Genomic DNA, 25,127 nt, shown 5'->3' on the forward strand with positions numbered 1-25,127 from the left:
TAGATGACGTCCAGACCTAAATTTTTCGACGCCGTGAATGCAGCACTGATCGGCATCATCTCCATTCTCTGCATCCTGCCCATGCTGCTTGTGCTCATGGTGTCCTTTACCGACGAAGCCAGCATTAAGCAGTTCGGTTACCAGCTGTTTCCGACCGAGCTGTCGCTGGATGCATACAAGCTGCTCCTGTTCGGCAGCACGCCGCTGTACCGGAGTTACATGATCTCGATCCTCGTGACGGTGATCGGTACGATCCTTGCGGTCACCATTACATCTATGGCCGGATATACGCTGGCCGCCAAGCATATCCGTTACCGCAATGGGCTCGGACTGTTCTTTTTCATTACGATGGTGTTTAACACGGGCCTGGTTCCCTGGTACCTGATCAACCTCAATCTCGGCATGAACAATACGATTTGGGCCTTGATCATCCCGTCCCTGGTGTTCAACCCGTTCAACCTGTTTCTCGTCCGGAACTACATGTCCCAAATTCCGCCTTCTCTTACGGAGGCGGCCAAAATCGACGGCGCAAGCGACTTCTATATCGCGTTCCGAATCTTCTTCCCGCTATGCATGCCCGTCCTGGCCACGATTACGCTGTTCTACGGCATTGCTTACTGGAACAACTGGTTCAACGCCATCATGCTGGTGGACAACGAGAAGCTGTATCCCCTTCAGTACCTGCTGTTTAAGCTGAACTCCGAGATCAGCATGATCCAACAGATGCAGAGCAGCGGAGCCATCCTCGGCACCCAGACGCTGCCTCAGGAATCGGTGAAGATGGCCACCGCCATTCTGACGATCGGTCCGGTGGTGCTGTTCTATCCGTTCCTGCAGCGGTATTTCATTAAAGGGTTGTTGATTGGCTCTTTGAAGGAGTAGGGCTTCATCCGCATGCAATGGTCTTTAGGTCATAAGCCTTGGATCAGGCTTTACCGAAAACAAAGAGGCTAACCGATTTCACGGTTAGCCTCTTTTCTATGATGGCTGGCTGTTTGGATTCGTCTACTGCTTGGGATGGAGCATCGTGCACGGTGCTGGCTAACGTAGCGTTGTTGATTTGAACATGGACAGTAACGGTTACAGCTCTATGAAGAACGGAATGAACCCTAAAACGCCCGGCTTTTGACTTCTCCCTGATAAGCCAATGCATCCATGGCCCTTAATCGCTGAACTTCGCTTAGCTCCGACAGCTCGACCCATTTATACTCCGAATGCTCTGCGCTAAGGATAATTTCCGCCTGAGGCGGGATCGAACAACGAAAAATGCCGACCTGTGCATTGATGTGGCTGTGGTAATAAAATCCGGTCAAGACCACATCTTGTATGGTATGGCCCAGTTCTTCGCGGCATTCGCGAAAAATCGCTTCATGGATCGTTTCGCCGGGATCCACCCCGCCACCGGGCAAACTCCATCCCTTATTCCCATAGGTCCGTTTTAATAAGAGCAGCTTGCCGTCGGCATTCGATATGATGGCATGCACACCAAATCTGTACGTGTCATGAAATCCCAAAGTTTAATCCTCCCCATTCTGTCATTTTAAATGCCACTCCCAGTAAGACTACTGCCTCTCCCCAATGTCATTTCCGCACTTCGGACAATATTGGTACGCGTCATGTTTGATCGCTCTCCCGCAATACGGGCAGAAATTGAAATCGCCATCCTGTCTAAATTCTTCGTTGTTAACACTTTGCCTTGAATTCGCTTTAAGGTAAGGGTCTAATGGATCCGGTTCGTCGTCGGTAATATCATAGATCGACATGCGGTTAGCTCCAGTAGCATTTTTAAGATGAAAAATTCCCTGCACAATCGCGACCCCGACAAAGACGACTCCAAACAGAACAAAAAAGACAGGAGCCCCCATGCTTGCTGCCGATATCGTCCAGAAAATCCCGAAAATTCCAACCGCAACACTCCCAACCGCTCCCATGGCCGATGGTCCACGACCTGGTTTAATGCTTCTCATTTGAAGCTCCTCTCTGATATGTCTTCAATTATCCATATGTAGGAAGTCCAATTCTATATAGTGGAGCCAGGCCTACTCTCGATTATGTAGATACCTGATCTTATAAAATCCATTGGTATGTCGTTTTCTTTTCTACTTTCCATGATATCCATGAATGGACTTACTTCTAACTCCACCATGTGGATTTCGAGGAGTATGGTAACGACTGTTCATGCTGTGCAGCCATGAAGCCCCATTGTGCTACCTCAAGCGCTCCTTCATTTCCTCCAGCACAATTCCCCACCATGATGAGGAACGGACGGCAGTAAGGTCCATGTCTTTCAGTTCCAGCATCATTTGTTCGAAGGCCGCCTTCCACTCGTGCTGAGCTTGCAAGGCGTCCGGTCGGGTTCTCGGCTTGATCTCCCCTCTCCTGAACTTCTCAAGCATCAGGCGAGATTGTTCTACCGTCAAGATCATGGGAGGAGGATCGGGCTGCAAGCGCTCCTTTTGCTGTTTGAATCGAAGCACACGATCCATAAAGGCGAGCAGGCTCTCGATGGAGGCGTTCATATAGGTCGGTTTCTGTGTACCGCCCTCCGTTATTGCCCATACCACCCCTGTATCCCTTTTGATCGCGACATGAAGCCCTACGCTCCAGATTTCCCTTCCGATCGCGATATAGGCTCCATGAACATCCTGCAGCGGTAACGCTTCGTGAAACAGAAGACCCAAAGGAGGCTCCTGCGGATCAAAGTCCGGCATTCCCCAATGCACTAGCGTTTCCGCCATCTTATCGGGCATTCCCAGATGGTCCAAGCTTTCCCTCCTATAAGACAGCTTCCCGTGATCATACAACGTGTGATATTGCTGCTCCATTCTAACCCTCCCCTATAATCCTAAACGGGCACGCAAACTTGAACCTATTGTGATAAAGTGCGATTTATAGATATTCGCCGAAATAATACTGAAGCGCATCCCGGGAATACCCGTCGCTTCCTTGCCACTCCGACATCGAGAAAAAATCGTCGTTTCTCCTCGGACGCGTGCGAGGTGTATCCTGCGGAACCAGCACGCCGGCATATCCCCAAACTTCCATGAGCACGTCTCGTTCATGCTTGCTTGAAGGTAAAACATCCTTCCAGCGCTTCTCCAAATGACGTGGGCTTTCTTGTTCGGTACAGTCTTCAACGGCTTCTATCAGACCCCGCAGGATGGCGATATCTTCATCATCCACCGTTAAGCTCTCCTCATGGCTCAACAGCTCCAGATCAAGCCAGCAGTAGAGCAGGTGATTCAAACGGATGCCTCCCCATTTGACCCGTTCGAAATTAAGCACATTCAAGTCGGCATTCATATAATCCCGGTCGGACTGCAGCCCCGCGTGATTGCAATCCCCGCAGCTGCTGTAATTCGGCACGGCCGAGCGCCGCTCTTCGTACGTATGAAGAGGCTGGCGCGAGGTCAGCGCCCAGCTGGAGAGCGCGCTTCGCAAATGGACCTGTTTCGTGGACAAGCTGTGCAGAAAAGCAGCTGCCACCTTTTCTTTTGTAACCGTCTGATGCAGGCAGTGCAGCCGCTGGACCAGCTCATCATGTCTGATGGTGATGGGGTCGAACATCAGCCTCATGCTCTTCGCGTAATCAAAATCCTCCCCAACGAACGGCAAAGGACTGCTTTTCCAGCCGCTGGATGACCAGAACGTTTGGAGTAAAGTCTTTTTCGCTTTTTTATCCACCACTTCTCCTCACTTCCCACTATTTTCTTGTCCCTATCATATCAAAGTAAGCAAAAGAATTATTTAAATCCTTCGATCATTTCATTTATTTGTTTAATATGTCTTTGTTCATGCAAGTACAGTGATTTAACCCATTCAATTAATAACATCTCTTTAAAGACGGGGTGGGTGAAATGTCTTCTGCTTAGCACGGACGGGTCTTCTAATGAATGGAGCAGTTCCGTTAGCTTCTCTCTTGAATGATGCAGTTTCTCGACAATTTCTTGATATTCTATAATCTCATCGGTTGGTTTAGCAATGTCAGGTGCTTCTAACTTTCTACTTCTGTCCAGCAGAAATTCCAAAGGTTTATTCTCAATAATTGAATCTTCCTTGCCCTTCAATCCTCTTTTAATAGCAACCACATATAATTCTTCTGTCTTATATAGGTGTTGACATACCTGGCTGATACTCCAACTGTTTGAGTCTTTCTTCTGGTTTAATTGATCTCCGCTCAATCCATTAAGGATTCCAAGTAATTCGTCTCTTGTTTCTTTTAACTTTTGATTGATTTCTTGAAGTTCCATGGAAAACACTCCCTTTCCTTGATCAAAAGAATCCATAATTTCATATAACATCCTTGAATTCACAAAAAGCGCCCCAGCCTTAGATAGCATTGATCTTAGGCTGGGGCGCTTGCTGCCTGCTTCTTCCATGATTATACATCTGATGACCGAAGGACGTAAGCCACGAAGTGAGAATTTGCTTGAAAATTCATGCCTCTGGCATCTTCTTCTTCTGTGTGATGTCATAATTTTTGAGAGAAAGCACTGTAAAAACACTAATATATCAAGAGGCGTTTTCATAATTATTGAGAAGGACTATTAAGAAAACAAGAATAATCGTATTAAAATTCATAATTGATGAGAATATCAGCAATCGAGGAACTGAATAAATATACAAATTAATGTATTTAGTGTATACAATTAGTCTCCAATACGATTAATGCACAAAAAAAGACCTCGATAACTGATCGAGGTCTGACACTTAGCTTGTTTTACACTACTTTTTGAATCCTACTATATCTAGCGACTTCTGATGAAAACTCAGGAATTTCGTTACCTGCACAAACAAATTTCACACTAAATTTCTCTGAAAGGAATCTTAATAAATGAGTTAAAAAGAGACTATAGAGATTTAATCAATACAAATAGTGATAATACAATCGGTAGACCTTTTCTTCTGGAGAAATGTCTGTACCCCTTTTCTCCTCGTTGATTGAAGTCTTGATTTGTATGCTCATTTAAACTCCCCCATAAAATATCAAATTTTGAAATAAATTTATGTATTTTAGTAAGAATTTGTAATTATAATCGTTATATTATTGTACACCGCATTAAAGTAGCTGTAAGGGACACTTAAAAAACTTAAAAAAGGAGGGGGAAGTTAGTATTAAAGTAATTTTATGTATACTAATATAACGCTTACAAGGAGTGAGTAGTTTGACTTTAACTAGTAAAAAATTCGTAACATGTTTAGCAGTAGTGGCACTTTCGTTCTCTGCTTTTTCTACAAGTGCATTTGCCGCAACAAAAACTTGGACCAATAATACATTGACAAATTGGGACAAACCTATTTCCGGAACTTTTACAGCTGAAAAAATTTCATCCACTCTAGCATATAACGAGTTGGATTTTTGGTGGTCTGCTAGCCAAGTTGACTATATGTCATGGGTGGCAAATTACCCTACCTTTGATTTTAGGGATAATGGAAAGAGCGCTCTTGATTCTGGTGGCGGTGCCTCAAGTAACTTACCTGATCCTAAGTTCGATTTCGAGGATGATAATTCAGATGGAAAAGTTGATGAAATTGAGGTTGTAGCAGTCGGGAAAGCTGAAATTCAAGATTTGGTCGATTATAATTTTTATGCTTCATGGTCAAAGTCTGGTTCCAGTAACCCTTACATGATTGCTTATTCGTCTATGAGTGGCTCTCCATTATTTCCAGGTGGAGATTTCAATACTATTCCAAACTCTACAGATTCATTGGCAGGTCATTACTGGAATGATTTATCGACAATGTCAACTTTGATGTTAGATCAGTCTTACATACCAACCTGGGACGAAAAAATGGAAATATTGAATCAAATTGAGCTTCAGAGTAATGACTCCGAGGGACAGGTTGTGAGCCCTTCCTATAAAGGTCTGAAGACTGCAGATGACATTGCTTCATATATAAGTCTGGCCGATAGTGTCTTATCATCCGCTGTAGATCAAGAATACAAGTATAAAATTACTTTTAACAAACCTTTAACTCTTGAAGAAGTCACTACTATGAATGAGCAGAACCAACTTAGTTCTTCTGTATTTTATGCTCGTGCATTTAATGAAAAAGGGGATAGAGTTACAATTGCACTTAATGGTCTTAATGAAGATGTTCTAAAACAAATAGTAGAAAATCAAAATCTTGATTTCAAAGGCTTTATCGAAATCGAAGGTCAAGCAAGTAGTGATGATTTAAAAAAAGCTAGAGATTCAGAAGCTAATATTTTCTCCGTTGAAATCGGGACAGAAGGAATTCAGCCGAATGGCCTTTACTGGAAACTGGAGAATACAAGAAATTAAGAGCAATACCAATCTTATAAAAGTTACGAAATTAACAAGGCGATCGCTCTGTGAGAGTGATCGCCTTGTTAATTATTTTTCTAGATCAGTTACTTTGTTAATTACGGAAGGGAGAATGATTATAGAGCATCTCGATAAATATAAAGGTTTTTGTTACTTAGGAAGTGACGTTTGTTTTACCAAAAGCAAGCATTGTAGCTATGCCTCCCCAGAAAGCAAGAACTAACAATATTAAATGTAAAAAAAGCCCCAGTAAACTTGTCGACGAGAAATCTGCACTTCCCACATAAAACCACAAAAATAGTGGAGGTAATTGCGCTAAAATTAGTAATAACATGGAAAAAAGCGTGATTCCTAAAATAAAGCGTTTATAACGTTGGCTTTGTGATAAATTATATAAGAAAGAACCGGCAAATAATCCGAAACCACCAAAAACAGCAAATAATGCCCACTTTTCTGTAGCCATCGTGGCTTGAGTTATTTCTGGACCGAGAGATATCGGTAATCCTAAATTTAGAAAATAAGGTAGGTACAAAAAACCAGTAAAAACTGATAATAAAGAAACTAATCTGATGATGAATGGGAAGTTTCTAAATCTTGTAACAGTCATAATCTTAATGCCCCTTTCATGTTATAGATTACATTGTCTTTATAAATTATATATTATTATATACATTTTAATCCTTTATATCCAATTTTATTTATTTCCTGCATTGAGTTTAGATGGATCTGTCATGGGAAGGGACTTATGGCTATTCATTTTGGGAATTAACATCTACAACTATCAAAAGCGTTTCAACCTCCACATCTTGCTACAGCAATAACTTAAGACTAAGCAATGTAATAATTTCTGTGAAGTGAGTTCAGGTACATCAATGAGACTAATCCAAACTATGAATTAGGAGGAACAGAAATGAAAAAAGCCAAAACATTAATAACGATATTACTATGTTGCACAATCATTGGTTGCAATCAATCCAAGGTAGAGAAAGGTGACTTTATTTTTGATAAGGTAATTAACGATGATAACACACCTATGATTGCGGTCGTACGAAATATATCTAAAAATGACGCAGCCAATAATGAGTTGTCCGACTATTTAAATAATGATAATCCAGACGATGTTATTTATTACCACATAACAGATATTAAATTATACGAGGATCTAGAAATTGGTGAGAGAGTTACGGTAACAGCTCCAACTACTTTGCTTACGAGCCCGCCTCAAGCTATAGCGATAGAAGTTAAAAGATATGAAGATAAAAATTAAAAACCGAAATGTTAAAAAAACGGATCCTCTGATAGTAAGTGAATTTACAGTAAATGCTAACAACAAAAAAAATTTCAATAAATGGTTAACCTATCACGAGGTTTATGCGTTCTATAAATAGAGCCAAAAATTTATTGAAGGGATTGAGGTTGTGAAGAGAAAATTGTCATCATTTATAATAATTGTCTCATCGTTCTTTTTGATAACAGGAACGGCTTTTTCTGAAACCAAACAAGTATCTGTCTCAAGTAATCTGGAAAGCAATGAAAGAGGGGAAATTAAAGTAGACCTTGGCCCCGCGCCTCCAAACGCCATTAAGTCAGTTATTCCTTTTGAAGAAAGTAATCCTGAGAAAACTAAACGGGATGAGGATCATGGAGAAATCTCTATCTATTTGCAAACAAATTATAGTGATATTTATGGGGGAACCTATACCTCTATTGAAGGCCAAAAATATTTTCTATTAACCGAAGTAACCCCTGAAATAGAGTTGGAAATTCGGAAATTAAGTGATTTTCCGGATACTTTTGAGATTAAACAAGTACAATATTCAGAAAAGCAACTGGAAGCTGTGAAAAACAGTCTGTCCCAATCGGCTAAAGCCTTTGATTTGCAAGGCGTTGGACTAGATATTGAAAACAATCGTGTTTTAGCCATTACTACTACTCAACCTAATAAAGCAAATGAAGCAGCTATTTTAAAAGAGGGGAATTCTGATATTATCCACTGGAAAGTAAACGAAGAGAAAGCGGTTTACGAACCGTTAGCCTATAATATGTATCCCGGAGAACAAATTGATATGCAATCAACAGCAAGCACGAATTTTTGTTCATTATCCTTTAACGGCAGAGCAAATTTAAAGGACGTTGGGGTAACGGCGGGACATTGTGGAAACCGGACTTGGTATGACGTATCTGATGGATCATCCTCCATTGGTAAAATGAGTAACGCTGTTTTCTCAGATAATTCATTGTTTGATGCCGGGTTCATCGAGTATGTTAGCGGGGTTAATCCAAGCTATTATTTGAAATTATTGTCATAACTTGTCTTAGTAATGATAGGCGGGTTTACCGTCGAAGGATTGTAAGTTATGTAAACATAATTATACATTTCATAATCCATCTCTAATTCTGGCACCCAAAATGCTACACCAGACACGACTTTTCTATTACCAAATAAATTACTAATCTCTTCCGAATTCAATACTAGTTCATTGATAGCTCCATGACTTCCTAAATAAACATCGGTTTGACCTACTCTAGTTGCGGATATACCATCGACACCTGGTTCTGGCGAACAACAACCATAATAACCATGTGGAATAGTCTCACCATTCGTCTCCACATCTTGATGAACGAAGTAAACATTCATTGGATAGTTAGGGCTATCCGAACTAGAAAGATCAATTACATCGTTAGTAAAGACTACCTCTTCAATTTCGTCAGTGTACATCTCATACGTATCAATATAAATTTTGTTTGAATAATCATATGCAAAAAAAGATACAGTTGAAGGATCAATTACTAAAGGATACTGAAGCCCCGAATCGTCAAGCTTTATTTTTAAATTATATCCATCCTTTGTTTTGGTTAAGTCTATTCCAATCTTCTCGAAATGTTTTATTTCGCTGTTTTTACCCTTCACCCACATAGGTGGAATCTCAAATTTTTTGATACCGTTTACATCAAAAAAAGAAACAGACTGATCTTCATTTTGAACTGCCTCTAATCCTTGAGTTTTAATATTAAAGTTAAACTCATCTTGGGCCTTTGCATCCTTAATAACGATATACATTTTAATTGAATTATTAGTTACTGAATAAATAAGATCGGTATATTTCCATAATTCAGAGTATGATACAGTATTCTCTACTATTTTCACTCTGCTACCTGTCTCGATATTGGCCGGTTCATATTTAATCGAGTAAGAATCCATTTTGATTCTAACTCCTGGATAATCTTTCATGATGTCCACTGTATAGTTGTTTTCATCCATCACACCTATAGAGTCACTTGTAGTTTTTCTCTTGAAATTAGTATTTATTTCTTTCCATTCCCCATTACTAAAATAGTGCTCTGGTTGATTAGCATAACGAACTGTCTTTTTATTTCCTGGGCCTTTAAACGTCTTCGAGTTAATCGTTCTTTCATTTAGGACTTCAACGCCACTTTGCTTTATTTGTCTGTCAGTACGCTTATCACCAATAATTGAATCTACTAAAGGAATATCAAGTTTATCATCATACGTAAGTACTTGATTGTCCCCTTCAACATGTGGTTGCATCAAAAAGGTGAACATTAGCACTATTACCATTGTCCTAACAATAAAATGTTTACGCATTACCTCGGTAAACCTACCTCTCAAATTAAAATGGATACTCTTGGGGCAACGATAAAAAGTTAAACTTTAAGCCTTCAAAGAATTTGATATTCACGAAACTCCTTGCTGATACACGTACCGATAACCGCATAATGAGTATGAATGGCTATCATTTTAGTGAATGTTCCTATGTATGAAATTACTATTTAATCAAACTTAGTATCTTCAATCACCCTCCTAATAATTATTAAATTTTCTTGAATACTCCAAAAATATAAGTTGTAAATTCAATAATAGTAAATAAGAATATTTGTTGTTTCATGTCGAAAAAGTGCCGTTCTGTGTAAAGAATAGTATTTAAATTGTAAAACGGGTGATTTTGCAGTCATAATGCAACAAATTCAGGCATCTGGTATCTCACTTTCTTGTAGATATTTGATCTTGGATTAATGCATACCTTCCTTTTAAAAAAACAGTGGCAGCCCTACTTTCTGCATGCTATCAGAATCATTTATGTCAGAAGCCAAATAAGTAAAGGGAGCGAACTATCTGTATAAATCCACAGAATACTTAGGCATTATTAATGAACTAATCACACCGCTGATCATAAGATTCGTCACTCGCCACCATGATATGAATGAGGGTCCAGAATCCGAACATCTTTTCGCACAAAATTGAGATTTTGACATAACTTTCACGGACAACCTGTGTTGTAGACAAGTTTTTTATTTCACTTTCCATGGATATAAAGCTTGTTTTTTAGAATGTAAGTTAAAGAGGCCTGGCTGATATCCACAACCAGGCTTTAGACCATTACTTACTGAGCTCAAAATGAGTTTCAATTTGTTTAATGGGTGTCGTAGGATCGGACAAAGCCCCCCTTGCCCTTGGATAACGGTAGGCGCTCGCCAGCCCCTGTTCAGGACTTTCACCCTAGTGATACGCCGATGCAGCGCGTACATTAAAAAGCCGGAGTCCCATTAGACTCCGGCTTTTCCCATCTCAACTGCGGCTTTTTTTCGTCTTGACTTTTTGCTATTAACCATAAGTTTTTCTTTGAATCTATCTTCTGCGTCAGTTTCGCTGCTGATGGCTGATGCTAAATCAAAATTCATATCCGTAAAAGGATTAATTACATATGGCCTAGCTACCTGTTTTAGTTTTGGCAGTGCCTGAGCCATATGAATTTCTGAGATTTGATCAGCGCCTTGCAGAGCTGCAAAGTAGGTAGCCCTTTCCATCAGCTTCATGACATAAAATGGAATACCCTTTGAGATGTAATAAATCTTAGCGGCCAAATGTGGATCTGCTATGTTCGAAGGATTAGGAAATGGAAGATCCATATCTATTTTCTTTAAAAAAGCACGGAACATAATGATCTCTTCACTAGGGCGTGTATGTAAACCTAAGCGAGCCAGACCATAATGGATGCCAGCGTTAAAAAAGCCTTGAATGAGCTTGCTAACTTATCAAAGCGAGTCGCCAACCGACGATAATGTTTGACTTTATTGAAAAAACATTCAATGAGATGCCGTTCTTTGTAAATTTCGTTATCCCATTTTCTTGGTTTGCGGCGATTTTTCTTACTGGGTATCACAGGTGTAGCTGAGAGCATCAACCACGGCGTGAATTTTGGTGGTTAGTCCGCCACGAGAACGCCCTATTGCTTGCTTGAGGCCCCCCCTTTTGCTCCCGATCCATGTTGGTGGACACGGACGATTGTCGCGTCAATCATGACGCTTTCCCAATCAGGTTCAATGGAGACATGCTCTAAGATTTTGTCCCAAATGCCGGCGATTTGCCAGCGGCGAAATCGGCTGTAAACGCTGGACCAAGAGCCGTAGTATTCCGGTAAATCCCGCCAAGGGGCACCGGTGCGTGCAATCCATAACATGGCATTCAGCATATGACGATGGTCTTTCGGGGGTCTCCCTCCTTGTGGTTTTCGTTCCGGTGGCAGTAGGTCCTTAATCTTTTCCCATTGGTCGTCACGTATTTCATATCGTCTCATCATACTTATTAATTACCCAAATTATAGGGTCACAGTTTGCATACACGCCCTAGATTAACTAAATATTTTATAAGTGTGGAATGTCACCAACAACATGCATATCAATTGTATAAAAATACATTTCTCGCTAATTGTGAAAAAGTTTTCTCATAAATTATGAAAATATTATCACTAATTATGACAACGCACATCTTCTCCGAAAAGTACATACCGCTTTTGTACATTACTTCATCACTTTGGCAAGCTCGGTGAAAATAACCCCGAGCGCGTGTGCGCCCGCATCCGGGTATCCGATGCTGCGTTCGCCTACCGTCCCCGCTCTTCCCATTCGGGCAACGATGTCTGCCGTCTTCTGCGCTCCGAGAACCGCTGCCTCTGCCGCCTTGATCGCTGCCGGCTTCATCTCTTCGCCCTGCTCTGCACTATGTGTCCAGGCATCCGCGAACGGCACGAGTGCATCGATCAATGTCTTGTCGCCGACGACCGCTCCTCTTCCGAACGATCTTTCGCCCGTATCCTGGATCCCTTTCACAACGGCCTGCATCATATCTGCGACCTCTTGAACGGACAATTCCTGCTTCTGACTGGCAGATTTACTCGCTGCACGGAATGCGGATCCCCAGATCGGTCCGGAAGCCCCGCCGCAATGCTCCATGATGATCATCGAGCAGGCGTCGAGGAAATCGCCGATATCACGAAGATGGTGGGTTAGAATATCATCCCACTCCGCCTTGAGCTGCTTGAAGCCCTTAGCGACACTCATGCCGAAATCCCCGTCTCCGGCATGGGCGTCAAGCTCGCAGAACGGCACCTCGTTCTCGATGATGACCTCGCTCATTTGATCGATCAGATATACGATATTTTGCAAGGATAACCGGTTGTTCTTAATCACTGCTGCGTCAGCATCCGTATTGTTTTTATACGATACCGTGTTCTCTGACTTCTGTTCATGGATAACCTCGGTATAGTTCACGGGCTCAAAAGATCCCTTAACCGACAGTGCTGGCGTATCGCATGGCGCAGACAGCCACTTCTTGAGCGTCTCGTCCAGCTTCATGATCGTCACCGATGCGCCTGCCATATCGATGCTGGTCATATAGTTGCCGACGAAGACTTTGAATACCCGCTTGTTCCGGGAAGCCAATTCGCGCATCACGGAATTGTTCAGCAAGTACAGCTCCTGCAGCGGCGTGCCGCCAAATCCATTGATTAATACGGCAACTTCGTGCTCCGCAGAATCATTCATCTGCAAGTTGTCCAGCAAAGACGTGACCATCCGCTGCGCCAGCTCATCTGCAGGAACGGCTTTCTCCCTGCGGATTCCCGGTTCGCCATGAATGCCGACGCCGTATTCCATCTCGTCAGCTTCGATATGAAACGTCGGAGTTCCCTTGGCGGGCACGGTGCAGGAGGTAAACGCAAAGCCGATGCTGCGAACATGGTTAATCGCATGCTGCGCCGCTTCTTTCACTTCCGGCAGGGACAGTCCCGCTTCTGCGGCCGCTCCGGCTACCTTATGAACGAGCACCGTTCCGGCAACCCCTCTTCTCCCTACTGTATAGAGACTGTCTTCAACGGCGATGTCATCGTCGACCTTCACATAATCCACTTGGATACCGTCCTCGCTCGCAAGGTGGGCCGCATTTTTGAAGTTCATGATGTCGCCGCTGTAATTTTTGATAATAAGCAGCGTTCCCTTATTGCTCGCGGAGCTGCGGATCGCTTGATACACCTGAATTTGGGATGGGGAAGCAAACACATCGCCGCACACGGCCGCATCCAGCATGCCGCTTCCAACGAATCCGGCATGGGCGGGTTCGTGCCCGCTTCCGCCGCCGCTGATCAGCGTAACTTTATTGGGGTTGATTTCTTTTTTGGAAATCACTTTAAATTTAGGGTTGAACGCCAGCTCAGGATGCGCCAGCACAAGCCCATTGCACATTTCCCGAACCAAGGTTTCCGGCTTGTTCATGATTTTCTTCATCTTATATCTCCTTACTTAATTTGTATTGACGGCCCAACTGGTCAGCGGCCATAATCGCGGATGCTACCGCTTCCTCCGAAATCGGGAATGGCATTGAATGAATGGATTCCTCGGCAATACATGCCTTCTTGGCCACTTCGAGCAATTCCTCGTAGGTCACTTGCTCTACTCCGATATCCGCCAGGCATACAGGGAGACCAATCGACAGGCAGAAGTCCAGCACTTCCTTCATTTCCTCCCGGTCCGCATTCTCAAGCACCAATTGAGCAATCGTGCTGAAGGCTACCTTCTCGCCGTGATAATAATGATGGGTTCCTTCCAAAGCCGTCAAGCCATTGTGTATCGCGTGAATCGCTGCCAAACCGCCGCTCTCGAAGCCTAGTCCCGATAACAGAATATTCGTCTCGACGATATTCTCCAAGGCTGGTGTCACGATATTTTGATCACAGGCCAGTTTTGCTCTGTATCCGTTCTCAAGCAGTGTGTCATAGCATAGCTTTGCAAGCCCCAGCGATGTAATCGTCCCTTTGGCCTCGCCGCACACGCCTTCGCGAACGCCGCATGGCAAACCAGCATTGACATTGGAATACGATTGAGCCGTCGCTCTTGCTTCGAAATAGGTAGAGAGCGAGTCTCCCATTCCAGCAACAAGGAATCTAGTCGGTGCTTTGGCAATAACCGTTGTATCAATCATAACAACGCTAGGACTTTGTTTGAAATAAGCATAATCATCGAATTCGCCTTCCGGGGTATAGAGGACCGCCGAATGGCTTGTCGGTGCATCGGTTGCCGCAATCGTCGGGACAATAATCAGAGCCTCGCCTTCGGCTACGCATTTTGCCGTATCAATGGCTTTGCCTCCGCCGAGGCCAACCGTGCAGGCACATTGATGCTCCTTCGCCAAAGCTTGCAATCGGGCAACCTCCTGCCGGGAGCATTCCCCACGGAAGCCGCTTTCAACTAGCGTTATATTGAATTTCTGTTTCGTTGACTCCAGCTTGTCTTTCACCCGTGCAACATCATCGGGATGGGCAATCAGCAGAGCGGAATCTCCGAATGTCTTTACAAAATAACCTAAATTCAACAGTTCGTTCTCACCTTGCACATATTTTGTCGGACTGATAAACGCCCTTCTCATTTTTCATTCCTCCTAGATTGACTATATGTATTATTATAGATTTCACTCATTAGGGAAGCATGAAACAATGAGATCGGAATAAAGCGTTTTCTTATCGTGTTTTTTTGTCATTCACATGGTAAATTGTATTATCTTGTCCTTTAGTAGAATTATTCGCTATAATATTCAATAGAATTTCTATTATGTTCATAGGAGAATATCGTCATGTCCAAATCCCGGTTCGATTTAGAAGAAATCATTGATTTGGAGAAGTGGGAGAAGCTGCAGGATTCCTTATCGCTCGTGACCAAAATGGCAATCCTTACGGTCGATTACAAGGGCGTTCCCGTGACCAAACACAGCTACTGTCAGCCTTTCTGCCAAGGCGTGCGCCAGGATGGCCATCTTTCGCAGTATTGTCAAAAATGCGACGCGCGAGCCGGTATTGAAGCGGTTCGCCAGAACAAACCATACATCTATCTGTGCCATTTCAACATTATCGATATCGCCATTCCGATCATCATCGATAACCAATATCTTGGTGCGATCATGGCCGGACAGCTTAAGCTCCGGGAACCTGACGCGCCAATGCTGGAGCAGATCGTGTCTCGGCCGCCCAATGTGGAGTCAAACCGGAAGTTTAAAGAACTCGAAGCGGACTACAACGCCCTGCCAATCTTGTCTTACGAGGAAGTAACGAAGTGTGTGGACTTGCTGCTGCAATTAAGCACTTATATCGTGGAGGAAGCGATTCAAAAGCATACCACGGTTGATATGTACAAAAAAGTGCTCACGGCTAACATGGACGCGCCCACTTCCGTTGAGACTTTTAACGAATCCGATCGTGCGGTCCGCAGCATTCAATCCATACAGCAGGAGCTGTCGGGTGCACTGATCGATACGAAATTGAAGAATGGCGCTGGGCGGTTTATCTCTTCGAATGCAGTGCTTCAACCCGCGTTCGACTATATTTTTGCGCACAAGCATGAGAATTTCAGCCTGAAAGAGATGGCCAAGCTTTGCCACATCAGCCCCAGCTATTTTAGCCGCACATTTACGAAGGAGACAGGGGAGAATTTCTCCGTTTTCATCGCCCGGCTCAAGATTGAATGGGCCAAGCAGCTGCTGGAATCAACCGATTCGCCGATCCATCAAGTGAGCGATGACTTGGGCTTCTGCGATACGGGCTATTTCATCAAAACGTTCAAAAAGTTCGAGAACCTCACCCCGGCCGTGTACCGGAACATGTATGCCGGGAGATCCGCTAAGTAATCGGCTTACCTGCTGATCATTCCATGTAAAACCCCTTCGTTCATGAACGAGGGGGTTTTACGATGAGTGTTATTCGGCCAAGGCCCGTTAAGGGACGTTATTCGGATTCCGGTAGTCATCCAATACAATCGAATATAATTTCAGATCTTCATGTTTCCCTTTAACGAGTATCGTCTGTCTTATTAAACCTTCATAGGTCATGCCGACCTTTTCCATCACTCTCGCTGAACCTAGGTTTAACGGTAGACAGCTTGCTTCGATTCTTACCAGCTGCATTCTGTCAAATCCAAAAGAGAGGATGGCCCTGATTACTTCGGTCATGTAACCGAGATTCCAATAATCCTTGGACAAGACATATCCCAACTCCGCCTTAGCATGATGGACGTTCCAAGCCATAAATCCCGAAGTTCCGATGATCTTTCCGGTTTCTTTGTCCACGATTCCCCAAGGGGCGACTGCATGATGATCATATTTCTGCAGCACCTTCGTTAAATAGATACGGGTATCTTCCATCGTTCGATGCGTCGGCCAAGCGGTATATCTCGATACGTCATCATCCGATCCGTATTGAAAGATATCTTGTTCGTCTTCGCTTCTTAATTTTCTTAGAATCGTTCTCTCTGTTTCCAATGTTGGGAGATCCGAAAAGATATCTTCGATCCGCATATCATTCACCCTCCAAGGCTTGCAAAATATCCTTTAACAAAGTTTTGGATATCGTGTCACGATTGAATTCATTCAAGCTGATGATACTTACTTCCTTCTGATATTTAATTTTATCTATTTCAGGGTGACTCTCTACGGGTATCGTCCCAAGAACAATCCGATGATCAGAAATAATCTCTTGTACTATTTTTTGAAAAGAGGCAGATAGCATTTGCATAAATCCCATTTCATCGATGACAATGATTTTCTTGGAGGACAAGGCGTCTTCTAGTATGTTCACGGCAAAATCCTCGAATGCTTCTACATCCATTCCGTATCTTCCAATACGGGTGCTGCTGGGACTATCTACATGTGCAATCTCGACGCTTTCCCCGCTAACGGACACGCATTTGAAACCTATTCGATCACTCGAGTTCGTTATTTCCTCCGTATAGAATCCACCGCAAAGATCAGGGCCGAGGTGATGTACGAGTTCCTTGATCATCGTCGTTTTACCCATCCGAGGCTCCCCCGTGAGTAAAAATGCCGTTTTGACATTCAGCGGTTCCCCGTCCAATCTGGACAGCAGCTTATACCGAGGCGGGTTCAAATCCCAAGTCTCATACGGGGCCGAACTCTCTGCACGGATGGCATCAAACAAGCGTGATTTGATCTGAGGCCTTGTTATGTATTTATCCAGGTTCGTATCATCCAAGTCTACAAATTTCGCTTCCACAATTTCTTCAGGTTGAATGGTTATTTCTCCGCTGACGTATTCCGCATGAAAAACGACGGACAAGACATGAAGCCTCTCGTTGTAATAAACGCCGGATATGCTTACAGGGCGTATCACCATTCCCGTTTCCTCCAGAAACTCCCGGCACACCGCCTGATCCAACGGCTCGCCAGCATCTACGAAGCCACCTGGCAGTTCCCACGTATCCGAACGCAAACGCGTACGAACCATTAGCACATGTCCATCCTCATTCTTCACTAAAGCTGAAACAGCAACGAAATGTTTGGACTGTTCATGCATCGTATAACACCCCCCGTTTCATGACTGATGTTTCGCTTCAATGACTAATCAAGTGTAATTATCGATCGAATCAAATGATTCCATAATTATACATCCGATTAACCAAGGGCGATAGCCCTGCGGCTTGAAGTGAGGTTGATTTCATATTCCGATTTCCTGCATTCTCACCATAACTTTCTGGGCCCTGCCATCCATATCCGTTCCCACAAACTTGGGAAGCTTGAGTTCACTTACCATTTTCCCATCGCGCATAAACATGATGCGCTCCGTCCGCGCTGCAACTTGTGCATCGTGAGTGACAAGCATGACCGCGGTACCGTCTGCATTGATTTCAGAAAATATGTCCATGATTTCCTGAGCGGATATGGAGTTGAGTGCCCCCGTAGGCTCGTCGCCGAAAATAATTCTCGGGCTGTTCACTAGCGCCCGGCATATTCCCGCGCGCTGAAGTTGACCACCCGAAACTTGGGTAATGCTGCGTTTTTCAAGCTCTGCAATGCCTACCCTTTTCATAAGCTCTTTTGCCTTGAGTGAAATTTTCGCCGCGTTTTTCCGGTTATCCCGCATGGATGGAAGAATGATGTTGTCGAGGATATTCAGATTTTTCAGCATCGTCGGCTGCTGGAACACAAAACCCATTTTGGTTCTGCGTATATCTGCAAGCTCATTCTCCCCAAGCGTCGATAAATCCTTACCATCAAAAACGACTTTTCCGCCATCCACGCCATCCGTCCCGCTCAGTGCAAACATTAGCGTTGACTTTCCCGATCCAGATGGTCCCATAACAGCAACGAACTCGCCCTCGTTAACATAGACGGACACCCCGTCCAGAACATTACGCTGTTCGTCGCCCTCGCCGAAAGATTTTACGATATGATCACCGATAATCATCTTTTCCATATGCCTACTCCTTCATATATTCGGATATTTTTATTTGTCCTGCGCCCGATATGGCGATGATCGTTGCGATAAGCACCGAGGCTATCATCATAAGCGGGCTATACAGATACGCCGAAAGCGGATGGACCGCAAAATGAAACGTCGACGCTCCAAACGAAGAGATAACCGCACCCGCAAGCATTTCTCCGAGCGTGTTTGCCAGGAGAGTTCCGAGAACAATACCGACAATCAGAACAAATACCAAACGCGAAGCATATTGCAACTTCATGTCCGAGTTCGTAAAACCGAGGGCTTTCATAACGGCAATGGGATATCTGTCCTTAGCAATAAGCATTTTCATAAACAACAGTGTAATCAGTCCCGATATCATCAGCGCAATAGCCATAGCAGCGTGAGAGGCCTTCTTAACAGAATTTATCGTTGAACCGAATGTCTGTGCAATAAATTCATCAATGTCTGAAATCTTGGCAAAATCAAACCTATCCGCAAAGTCCGAAATCCTCGCGGCGGCAAGAGATTTATCCGAAAGTTCAGCGGAGATCATGCTCCACATCATATCCGCCGAATTGTCGGTGAATACCGCCTTTGCGGTTTTGCCGCCGTTGGTAATGTCGGAATATATTCCGCTTACCGTTAGATTCTTCTCCCGGCCCTCCATCACCAGTGTAATGACATCACCGACCTTCTTGCTCAGCTCATCAGCGTTCAAAGCCGACAGTGCAATTTCATTCTCTGCGGCGGGTGCTCTGCCTTTGGAATAGGCAATTGGGAATATGGAATGGTCGCCAAGTTCGACCTTTATGTTTTCCTCTGAACCGTCTTCTCTTTTGATTTTAAATGCCTTTGTTGTAAGGACGGCAACCTTAGATATGGCACGGTCGTTGTTCATCGCATTTCGTAGTTCAGCCGTTTTCTCTGAAATGTTATCCGTCTGCTGTATGTCAGCACGTATATCGTAGTTTCCGATCCCCATATATTCGATAAAGCTTGTAGATGAAATGGTGTTGTACAGATTTTGTGGAACTATCATGATAAATGCAGAAATCACCAGTACCGTTAGGCTTGTAGCATAAAGCTTTTTCCGTGCGAGAACGTCTTTGATACCGAGGAAAACATTCGTATTCAACAGCCTGTTTCCACTTAGATTAAAACGTTTGGCGCCTGTGTTTTTTTCCTGCGAAGTACCAAAGCGTATGGCTTCTGCAGCGGATATGTTCCGAAAGCGCTTCAACACTCCGCTTACGAAGGCGAGCATGGCAAGGAATACAAGCAGTATGCCGATGATTCCGAACAACAAAGCATAAGAGGAATTTTCACTTTCCCCCATATAAAGCCGTATATTTTCAAGAAGTATGCCTTTGAACATAACCGACAGTGCAAAACCGAGCATACTACCCACCGCGGCAATCGCTGCGTACTTCGCAAGATACATCTTCTTTATGTCGGAAACCCGCAGCCCTATTGCCTTCATCACGCCAATCTCACGATAGTCGTCTTCGATTTTCGCCAGGAGCGTAAAACGTATACACATCAATGCGATGGCCACGACAAGCGCGCTCACAAGCAGTATAACCGCGATCATCATCTCATCGGAAAGTGCGTTCATCATTTTGAAAAGCTTATATGTAACGGTTGGTCCGTTTGCTTCAAGGCCTGCGGAGGCATAAGCCGCTTCAAATGAACCGAGCTCGGACAAATCCTTTAATCTAAACTCAATCAGATACTCCGTGCTGCCGAGGCTCTTAATTTCCGCGTAATCATGTTTATGTACAAGAAATCTCTTGGAGGAGGAGAGCGCAGAGTTCATCTGTGAATCCCGAAGGAATCCTGCAACGATAAACTCCTTCCCGCTAATAACCGCCTTATCACCGACCTTGGTGGTACCATCCTTCATATAGCTTACTGGAACATACAACTCGCCGATGGCGGGATTAATGATGCTACCGTTGAGATCAAGAAGATAATCGAATTTTTGGCTCTGCATGCTAAATCCGTTATCCTGGACACTATTCGCAAGTGAATGTTCGCCTAATCGTATCCGCGCACCGTCCATATTGAGAAATTCCATCACCTGAACATCATCCACATTGTGATGTTGCTCCGCAAAAGCTGAAAGTCGCGCAGAATCTATTTCACCGGAATGCATCTGCATAAAATGCGGGGTTTTGGCTTGTGTCATCAATGTGTTCAGCGCACCCGAGAGATTGACGACGAGGATCGCCGCGAGCGAAACAAGCATAGCCGCAGCAGCAACAAATATCATGGTTGTTAGCGTAGTGGCCTTGCTTTTTAAAAGATCATTGCGGATTATTCTGGAGTACATAAGACACCTCTGTTTCAAGCATTTTAACCGACTTTAACTTATACAGAATGACGAAAGACTTCCCTGATTTATTCAAGGCTGCTTTCATCTCCTCCACCAAACATCTGCATAACGTCCATAAGACTTCCGCTTGCTGCACCGAGCAGCCTCTCGACATTGAAAACAAAGGCCAGAACACGCTTCCCTCGTTCCTTGTCCGTCATAGCAACCATATCGTCATCAAACACGGTATTCGCATAGATCACCACCATTTCCATGCATTCATACGGGTACGGCGTGCTGAACATCCCCTGCTCGATGCCTTCGCGGATGATGCCCGTCAGAATCGACGGAACGCCATGGATGATGACCTTTTGAATCTTCTGATGCATTAGCGCATTCTGCGGCTTGTGAATATGCTCCATGATTTCCTTGCTGCTTCCATTTTCGTCGCTGCCACTTATGTTCAATGCCATCACAACGCGGATGATGCGCTCAACTACAGGTATGCTCTTGTCCGCGGCAATTACCTGTGCTCCTTCCAACAGCCGGACGGTATACCGGTCAATCAGCGCATCCATGATATCCTCCTTTGACTTGAAGTGATGATACAAGGTTCCACGCGCAATCCCGACCATTTCGAGAATTTCGTTTGTACTTGTGCCGTCAAAGCCCTTCTGACCAAAAAGCTCCTCCGCCGCGTTAAGGATTTCGTTCCTGCGTTCTTCCGCTTTTTTTACGACTCGCATGATTCCCCTCCTTTTCTAGACCGACTGTCTGTCGGTAATATAGTAACATGCTTCTTGTTATTGTCAATATGCTGTTAAATGAATCGATGAGGTTTTCTTAAAACAGTATTAATCATACGTTCAATCGGTATAAGGAACTTCTTTGTCGAATGGTTCAACTAATCATACAAAAGCAGCCCATCCTCTCACGAGGAATGAGCCGCTTTTGGGTTCTTCATTTCATTCAACTATCTCAGTATTACTGTCTAATTACGAGGATGTCTTGAGGCGGTCTAGCAGTTCTTTGGATTTGGGATATTTCAGCGTCCGTAAGATTGCGTCCTACAACAATGAACGAAGATGTCACATTGTTAAAGTTAAAATTCGCCAAGTTCGCTACGTTTTGGCTGCCACGGAACACACGGAACGCTCCCTGAAAGTTAATTCTCGAAAACAATACAAGCGTTATTTCAGAGCTCTGCGCAACATTTCTGAGTCGGAAACTCGAAAGAACATTGTCAAACCGAAACGCTCCAAGGTCTCGAACCGCAACGCCTCCTCGTCTGAAGAGAATCCGACGAACGGAAAAATTAGTGCCTGACCAAAGCGCAAGACGTACATCACTGTTTGCCATTTATATCACTCCTTGTTTGGGAATGATATAGTATATTACCAGAGTTATAGAATGGTTAAAGACAAAAATACCCGTTTAATCGTTTGTTTTCGGATTCTACTTCCCTACCATTCCTTAGCTATTCTCTCAAAGATATTCATCCCTTAAAAGACCATAATACACAAGGTCTATGCTCCACCATATGAACCGGCATGCCTACACCATTGTCCTTGATGCGGATTACAGCATTTTCTCCTGTATCCGCAATCTGCACGGCAATAGCTGTTTATTCCTTTTTTGGGTGACGGGTTAAGGATGAGACGACTTTTTCAAGTAGACTTCCAATGCCCGTATGACGACTTCTTCATGGATCCCGCTCATTGTATGTATTCGTTTTGCCCATTCCTCGATATCCTTCAGCTGAGGCTCCACTTTTCGGCCTTCCTTGGAACTTAGGTAGCTTTCGTAATTATCGAATTCCCAATGGAGAACCTGCTGATCCGTAAAAATCCGCTTTTCCACAAGCGGATCGCTGAACAGGCGCTGCGTTTTTTGCCCCGCTTCGATCAATGCCTCATCGGATATGGGCGTCAAGTCGAATTCTTGGCTGCTTTCCTTTCCGTTTGGTCTTCTGTAGGTTACCCAGAGACGATTCGCTTGGGTGTTCAGTTTAATGAACGAACCTGGAAAAAAACCATCCACAAACTCTTCCGTATACGCTTCATGGCCCGGTTCCAACAAAATAGGATCAATCCATTGATCTCCAAGATCGCAGAAATATTTGTGGCCCTCTTCGTTGACGGCGACCACGGCGACATGCAAATGCTCCGTTAGCACTCCATAACAGGGTACTTTGTTCTGTCTGAATTCATCGATTAACCAAATCGCCAAATCAAAACAATTGCCCGACGTTCCATATAATGCTCGATGCTCTTTCATGACATCCGTTGTTCGTTGTTTACATTCCGGGTCTATTAGGCTGTGCCAGGCTTTAGTTAAGGTTTCCATTGGAAAGTCGTTGAACTTCCTCCATACCTGCATGATATCTTCAGTCGCGCGCATATCCCTTCCTCCCTTCGCAGCTACTCATCCATGATACATGTTCGGACATCCATTCCTATTCTTTCGGATAATAAATTTCCGTTACGCCATTCGGCTGCAAGGTGTCGTTAAATGTTTCAAATCGTGCCTTGGCTGCATTGACGCCATATTTGTTCCGATGATCGGTTTCGCAGAAATACTGCCAGAATGAACAAATATGTTTCTCTTCAAACCGGAAAACCTCGTACTCCTCTTCCGGAAGATTCAATGATACCATGCCCTCCGGGATATCCCCGATACGACTTACCATCAATGCTACCGTCATCTTCGACCCGTCATCATGGATCACCATGTACGTATTCGGATCAGCTGTTTGATGCTGTATTTCATCTCTTCTGGCTTTAAGGGTTGCAAACAAGCGCTGTTCGTCCTCGTAAGACTGTGGAAGTTGATTCTGAACGCCGATTAACCATCGATTACCTAAACGTTCTCTTCGAACCGACCACAGGTCTTCCATACGGACTTGGCTGATCTCCGTCACTTCCTATCCCCTTTCTAATTCCCATTTTACGTGCACTACTGTTTTCGGATCCTTCCATTCCTCATGCGGGAGCTAGTAACACCATTATATTCCAAAAACCGCAAGACCCCAATATGAAAAATGACCCACCTATAAACAGAGGGAAATAGGCCGCTGCACTGCTACTCCTAATGAATGTAAAAAAGGTCTTGACCGGTATAAACACCGGACCAAGACCCTGTATGCTAGGCTATTTATAAACTTTACTGGTTGATTTGGCCGCCATCCACGGTATATATGGATTGCGTGACATAAGAGGCATCGTCAGACAGTAGGAAAACGGCGACGTTGGCTACCTCTTCCGCTTCCCCATATCTTCCGAGCGGAACGGCGGCGCCAAATGCTTTTCTTGCACCTTCCGCATCCTCAGGAACGGTGTTTTTCTCAATTTGACGCATCATGCGGGTATTGATCACCCCAGGCGCTACGGCATTCACTCTGACGCCGAACGGAGCAGCTTCCAATGCTACCACTTTTGTCATGCCGATCACGGCATGCTTGGAGCTATTGTATCCGACAAATCCTGGCGAACCGATAAGGCCTGCACCGGAGGAGGTATTTACGATGCTGCCATATCCTTGTTTTTTCATCACCGGCACAACGTATTTCAAACCAAGGAAGGCCCCCTTCACGTTGACATTGAAGACCATTTCAAAAGTCTCGGTTGGATAATCCTCTACATTTGCGGTGATTCCTTCGATCCCTGCATTATTGAAAAAGCCGTCGATTTTGCCAAACTTCTCGACCGTGGCATCCACATAGGCTTTGACTTCCTCTTCTATGGCGACATTGGCTTGCAGCGCAATCGCTCTGGAATCATCCAGACCCAAATCGGAGAGCACTTGTTGGACGGCTTCCAGGTTCAAATCGACCAGGGCAAGGTTGGCACCTTGCTCCGCCAGCTTTTTCGCGGCTGCCGTTCCGATCCCGCCTGCTGCGCCAGTAATTACAATCACTTTTCCATCAAATTTGCTCATGGTGTATACCTCCTAGTAAGATGTCATGATTCTCTCTACGTTTAA

At 44.1% G+C, this 25,127-nt stretch carries 24 protein-coding genes and 1 pseudogene; 5 read left to right on the plus strand and 20 right to left on the minus strand.

The window, feature by feature from the left end:
* The first annotated feature begins 3 nt into the window (after positions 1-3).
* A complete protein-coding gene (locus PAEVO_RS15775) occupies positions 4-882 on the plus strand; it encodes a carbohydrate ABC transporter permease (protein WP_100538392.1) in 879 nt (292 codons plus the stop codon).
* Positions 883-1,109: 227 nt separating this feature from the next.
* On the opposite strand, the gene PAEVO_RS15780 is transcribed toward PAEVO_RS15775, so the two are convergent.
* From PAEVO_RS15780 to PAEVO_RS15800, 5 genes are all read right to left on the minus strand, one after another.
* Positions 1,110-1,514: an NUDIX hydrolase gene (locus PAEVO_RS15780; RefSeq protein ID WP_100538393.1), complete on the minus strand. Its 405-nt coding sequence runs from the start codon at positions 1,512-1,514 to the stop codon at positions 1,110-1,112.
* A 48-nt stretch (positions 1,515-1,562) separates the two neighbouring features.
* The gene (locus tag PAEVO_RS15785; protein WP_100538394.1) at positions 1,563-1,967 is read right to left on the minus strand and encodes a zinc ribbon domain-containing protein; all 405 of its coding nucleotides are present in this window, start codon (positions 1,965-1,967) and stop codon (positions 1,563-1,565) included.
* A 240-nt stretch (positions 1,968-2,207) separates the two neighbouring features.
* Positions 2,208-2,825 (minus strand): SUKH-4 family immunity protein, encoded by a 618-nt coding sequence (locus tag PAEVO_RS15790; protein ID WP_100538395.1) that lies wholly within the window; start codon positions 2,823-2,825, stop codon positions 2,208-2,210.
* Positions 2,826-2,889: 64 nt separating this feature from the next.
* A complete protein-coding gene (locus PAEVO_RS15795) occupies positions 2,890-3,684 on the minus strand; it encodes a hypothetical protein (protein ID WP_100538396.1) in 795 nt (264 codons plus the stop codon).
* Positions 3,685-3,743: 59 nt separating this feature from the next.
* Complete coding sequence (locus PAEVO_RS15800) at positions 3,744-4,379, minus strand: DinB family protein (RefSeq protein ID WP_243390795.1); 636 nt, start codon at positions 4,377-4,379, stop codon at positions 3,744-3,746.
* Between the two features lie 777 nt (positions 4,380-5,156).
* Between PAEVO_RS15800 and PAEVO_RS15805 the strand changes: the two genes are divergently transcribed.
* Positions 5,157-6,287, plus strand: a complete 1,131-nt coding sequence (locus PAEVO_RS15805; protein WP_165789673.1) for a hypothetical protein — start codon at positions 5,157-5,159, stop codon at positions 6,285-6,287.
* 157 nt (positions 6,288-6,444) lie between these two features.
* On the opposite strand, the gene PAEVO_RS33505 is transcribed toward PAEVO_RS15805, so the two are convergent.
* On the minus strand, positions 6,445-6,897 hold the full coding sequence (locus tag PAEVO_RS33505) for a hypothetical protein (protein WP_133120331.1): 453 nt from the start codon (positions 6,895-6,897) through the stop codon (positions 6,445-6,447).
* 303 nt (positions 6,898-7,200) lie between these two features.
* On the opposite strand from PAEVO_RS33505, the gene PAEVO_RS15810 reads away from it, so the two are divergent.
* Together PAEVO_RS15810 and PAEVO_RS15815 are read left to right on the plus strand one after the other, a co-directional pair.
* Entirely contained in the window at positions 7,201-7,557 is a 357-nt protein-coding gene (locus tag PAEVO_RS15810; RefSeq protein WP_009590036.1) for a DUF3221 domain-containing protein, read from the plus strand.
* 151 nt (positions 7,558-7,708) lie between these two features.
* Positions 7,709-8,599: a chymotrypsin family serine protease gene (locus PAEVO_RS15815; protein ID WP_100538397.1), complete on the plus strand. Its 891-nt coding sequence runs from the start codon at positions 7,709-7,711 to the stop codon at positions 8,597-8,599.
* Here the strand turns inward: PAEVO_RS15815 and PAEVO_RS15820 are convergent.
* From PAEVO_RS15820 to PAEVO_RS15840, 5 genes and pseudogenes are all read right to left on the minus strand, one after another.
* Positions 8,578-9,840 carry a hypothetical protein gene (locus PAEVO_RS15820; RefSeq protein ID WP_165789674.1) on the minus strand — a complete coding sequence of 421 codons (1,263 nt, stop codon included), beginning with the start codon at positions 9,838-9,840 and terminating at the stop codon, positions 8,578-8,580. The genes PAEVO_RS15815 and PAEVO_RS15820 overlap by 22 nt on opposite strands.
* Before the next feature lie 1,016 nt (positions 9,841-10,856).
* Positions 10,857-11,249, minus strand: a complete 393-nt coding sequence (locus PAEVO_RS15825; RefSeq protein ID WP_100538399.1) for a hypothetical protein — start codon at positions 11,247-11,249, stop codon at positions 10,857-10,859.
* A gap of 32 nt (positions 11,250-11,281) precedes the next feature.
* A pseudogene (locus PAEVO_RS15830) lies at positions 11,282-11,887 on the minus strand (IS5 family transposase).
* Positions 11,888-12,110: 223 nt separating this feature from the next.
* Positions 12,111-13,871, minus strand: coding sequence for a dihydroxyacetone kinase subunit DhaK (gene dhaK / locus PAEVO_RS15835; protein WP_100538400.1), 1,761 nt, complete (start codon positions 13,869-13,871; stop codon positions 12,111-12,113).
* Between the two features lies 1 nt (position 13,872).
* Complete coding sequence (locus PAEVO_RS15840) at positions 13,873-15,009, minus strand: glycerol dehydrogenase (protein WP_100538401.1); 1,137 nt, start codon at positions 15,007-15,009, stop codon at positions 13,873-13,875.
* Between the two features lie 204 nt (positions 15,010-15,213).
* Here PAEVO_RS15840 and PAEVO_RS15845 point away from each other — a divergent pair, with 204 nt between their 5' ends.
* The gene (locus PAEVO_RS15845) at positions 15,214-16,260 is read left to right on the plus strand and encodes a PocR ligand-binding domain-containing protein (protein ID WP_100538402.1); all 1,047 of its coding nucleotides are present in this window, start codon (positions 15,214-15,216) and stop codon (positions 16,258-16,260) included.
* An 87-nt stretch (positions 16,261-16,347) separates the two neighbouring features.
* Here the strand turns inward: PAEVO_RS15845 and PAEVO_RS15850 are convergent, their stop codons facing one another.
* The 9 genes from PAEVO_RS15850 to PAEVO_RS15890 form a co-directional block, all read right to left on the minus strand.
* Positions 16,348-16,926: a GNAT family N-acetyltransferase gene (locus tag PAEVO_RS15850; protein WP_100538403.1), complete on the minus strand. Its 579-nt coding sequence runs from the start codon at positions 16,924-16,926 to the stop codon at positions 16,348-16,350.
* A 1-nt stretch (position 16,927) separates the two neighbouring features.
* Positions 16,928-17,941: a nucleoside-triphosphatase gene (locus PAEVO_RS34795; protein WP_100538404.1), complete on the minus strand. Its 1,014-nt coding sequence runs from the start codon at positions 17,939-17,941 to the stop codon at positions 16,928-16,930.
* A 141-nt stretch (positions 17,942-18,082) separates the two neighbouring features.
* Positions 18,083-18,841: an ABC transporter ATP-binding protein gene (locus PAEVO_RS15860; protein WP_100538405.1), complete on the minus strand. Its 759-nt coding sequence runs from the start codon at positions 18,839-18,841 to the stop codon at positions 18,083-18,085.
* A gap of 4 nt (positions 18,842-18,845) precedes the next feature.
* Entirely contained in the window at positions 18,846-21,164 is a 2,319-nt protein-coding gene (locus tag PAEVO_RS15865) for an ABC transporter permease (RefSeq protein ID WP_100538406.1), read from the minus strand.
* Positions 21,165-21,232: 68 nt separating this feature from the next.
* Positions 21,233-21,892 carry a TetR/AcrR family transcriptional regulator gene (locus tag PAEVO_RS15870; RefSeq protein ID WP_100538407.1) on the minus strand — a complete coding sequence of 220 codons (660 nt, stop codon included), beginning with the start codon at positions 21,890-21,892 and terminating at the stop codon, positions 21,233-21,235.
* A 238-nt stretch (positions 21,893-22,130) separates the two neighbouring features.
* Positions 22,131-22,505: a hypothetical protein gene (locus PAEVO_RS34800; RefSeq protein WP_100538408.1), complete on the minus strand. Its 375-nt coding sequence runs from the start codon at positions 22,503-22,505 to the stop codon at positions 22,131-22,133.
* A 288-nt stretch (positions 22,506-22,793) separates the two neighbouring features.
* Entirely contained in the window at positions 22,794-23,546 is a 753-nt protein-coding gene (locus tag PAEVO_RS15880) for a hypothetical protein (protein ID WP_100538409.1), read from the minus strand.
* 55 nt (positions 23,547-23,601) lie between these two features.
* Positions 23,602-24,066, minus strand: coding sequence for a GyrI-like domain-containing protein (locus PAEVO_RS15885; RefSeq protein ID WP_100538410.1), 465 nt, complete (start codon positions 24,064-24,066; stop codon positions 23,602-23,604).
* A 242-nt stretch (positions 24,067-24,308) separates the two neighbouring features.
* Positions 24,309-25,082 carry an SDR family NAD(P)-dependent oxidoreductase gene (locus tag PAEVO_RS15890; protein WP_100538411.1) on the minus strand — a complete coding sequence of 258 codons (774 nt, stop codon included), beginning with the start codon at positions 25,080-25,082 and terminating at the stop codon, positions 24,309-24,311.
* Positions 25,083-25,127 lie beyond the last annotated feature (45 nt).

Origin of the sequence: Paenibacillus sp. GM2FR, from assembly GCF_002803325.1 — a bacterium.
Classification (GTDB): domain Bacteria; phylum Bacillota; class Bacilli; order Paenibacillales; family Paenibacillaceae; genus Paenibacillus_AQ; species Paenibacillus_AQ lautus.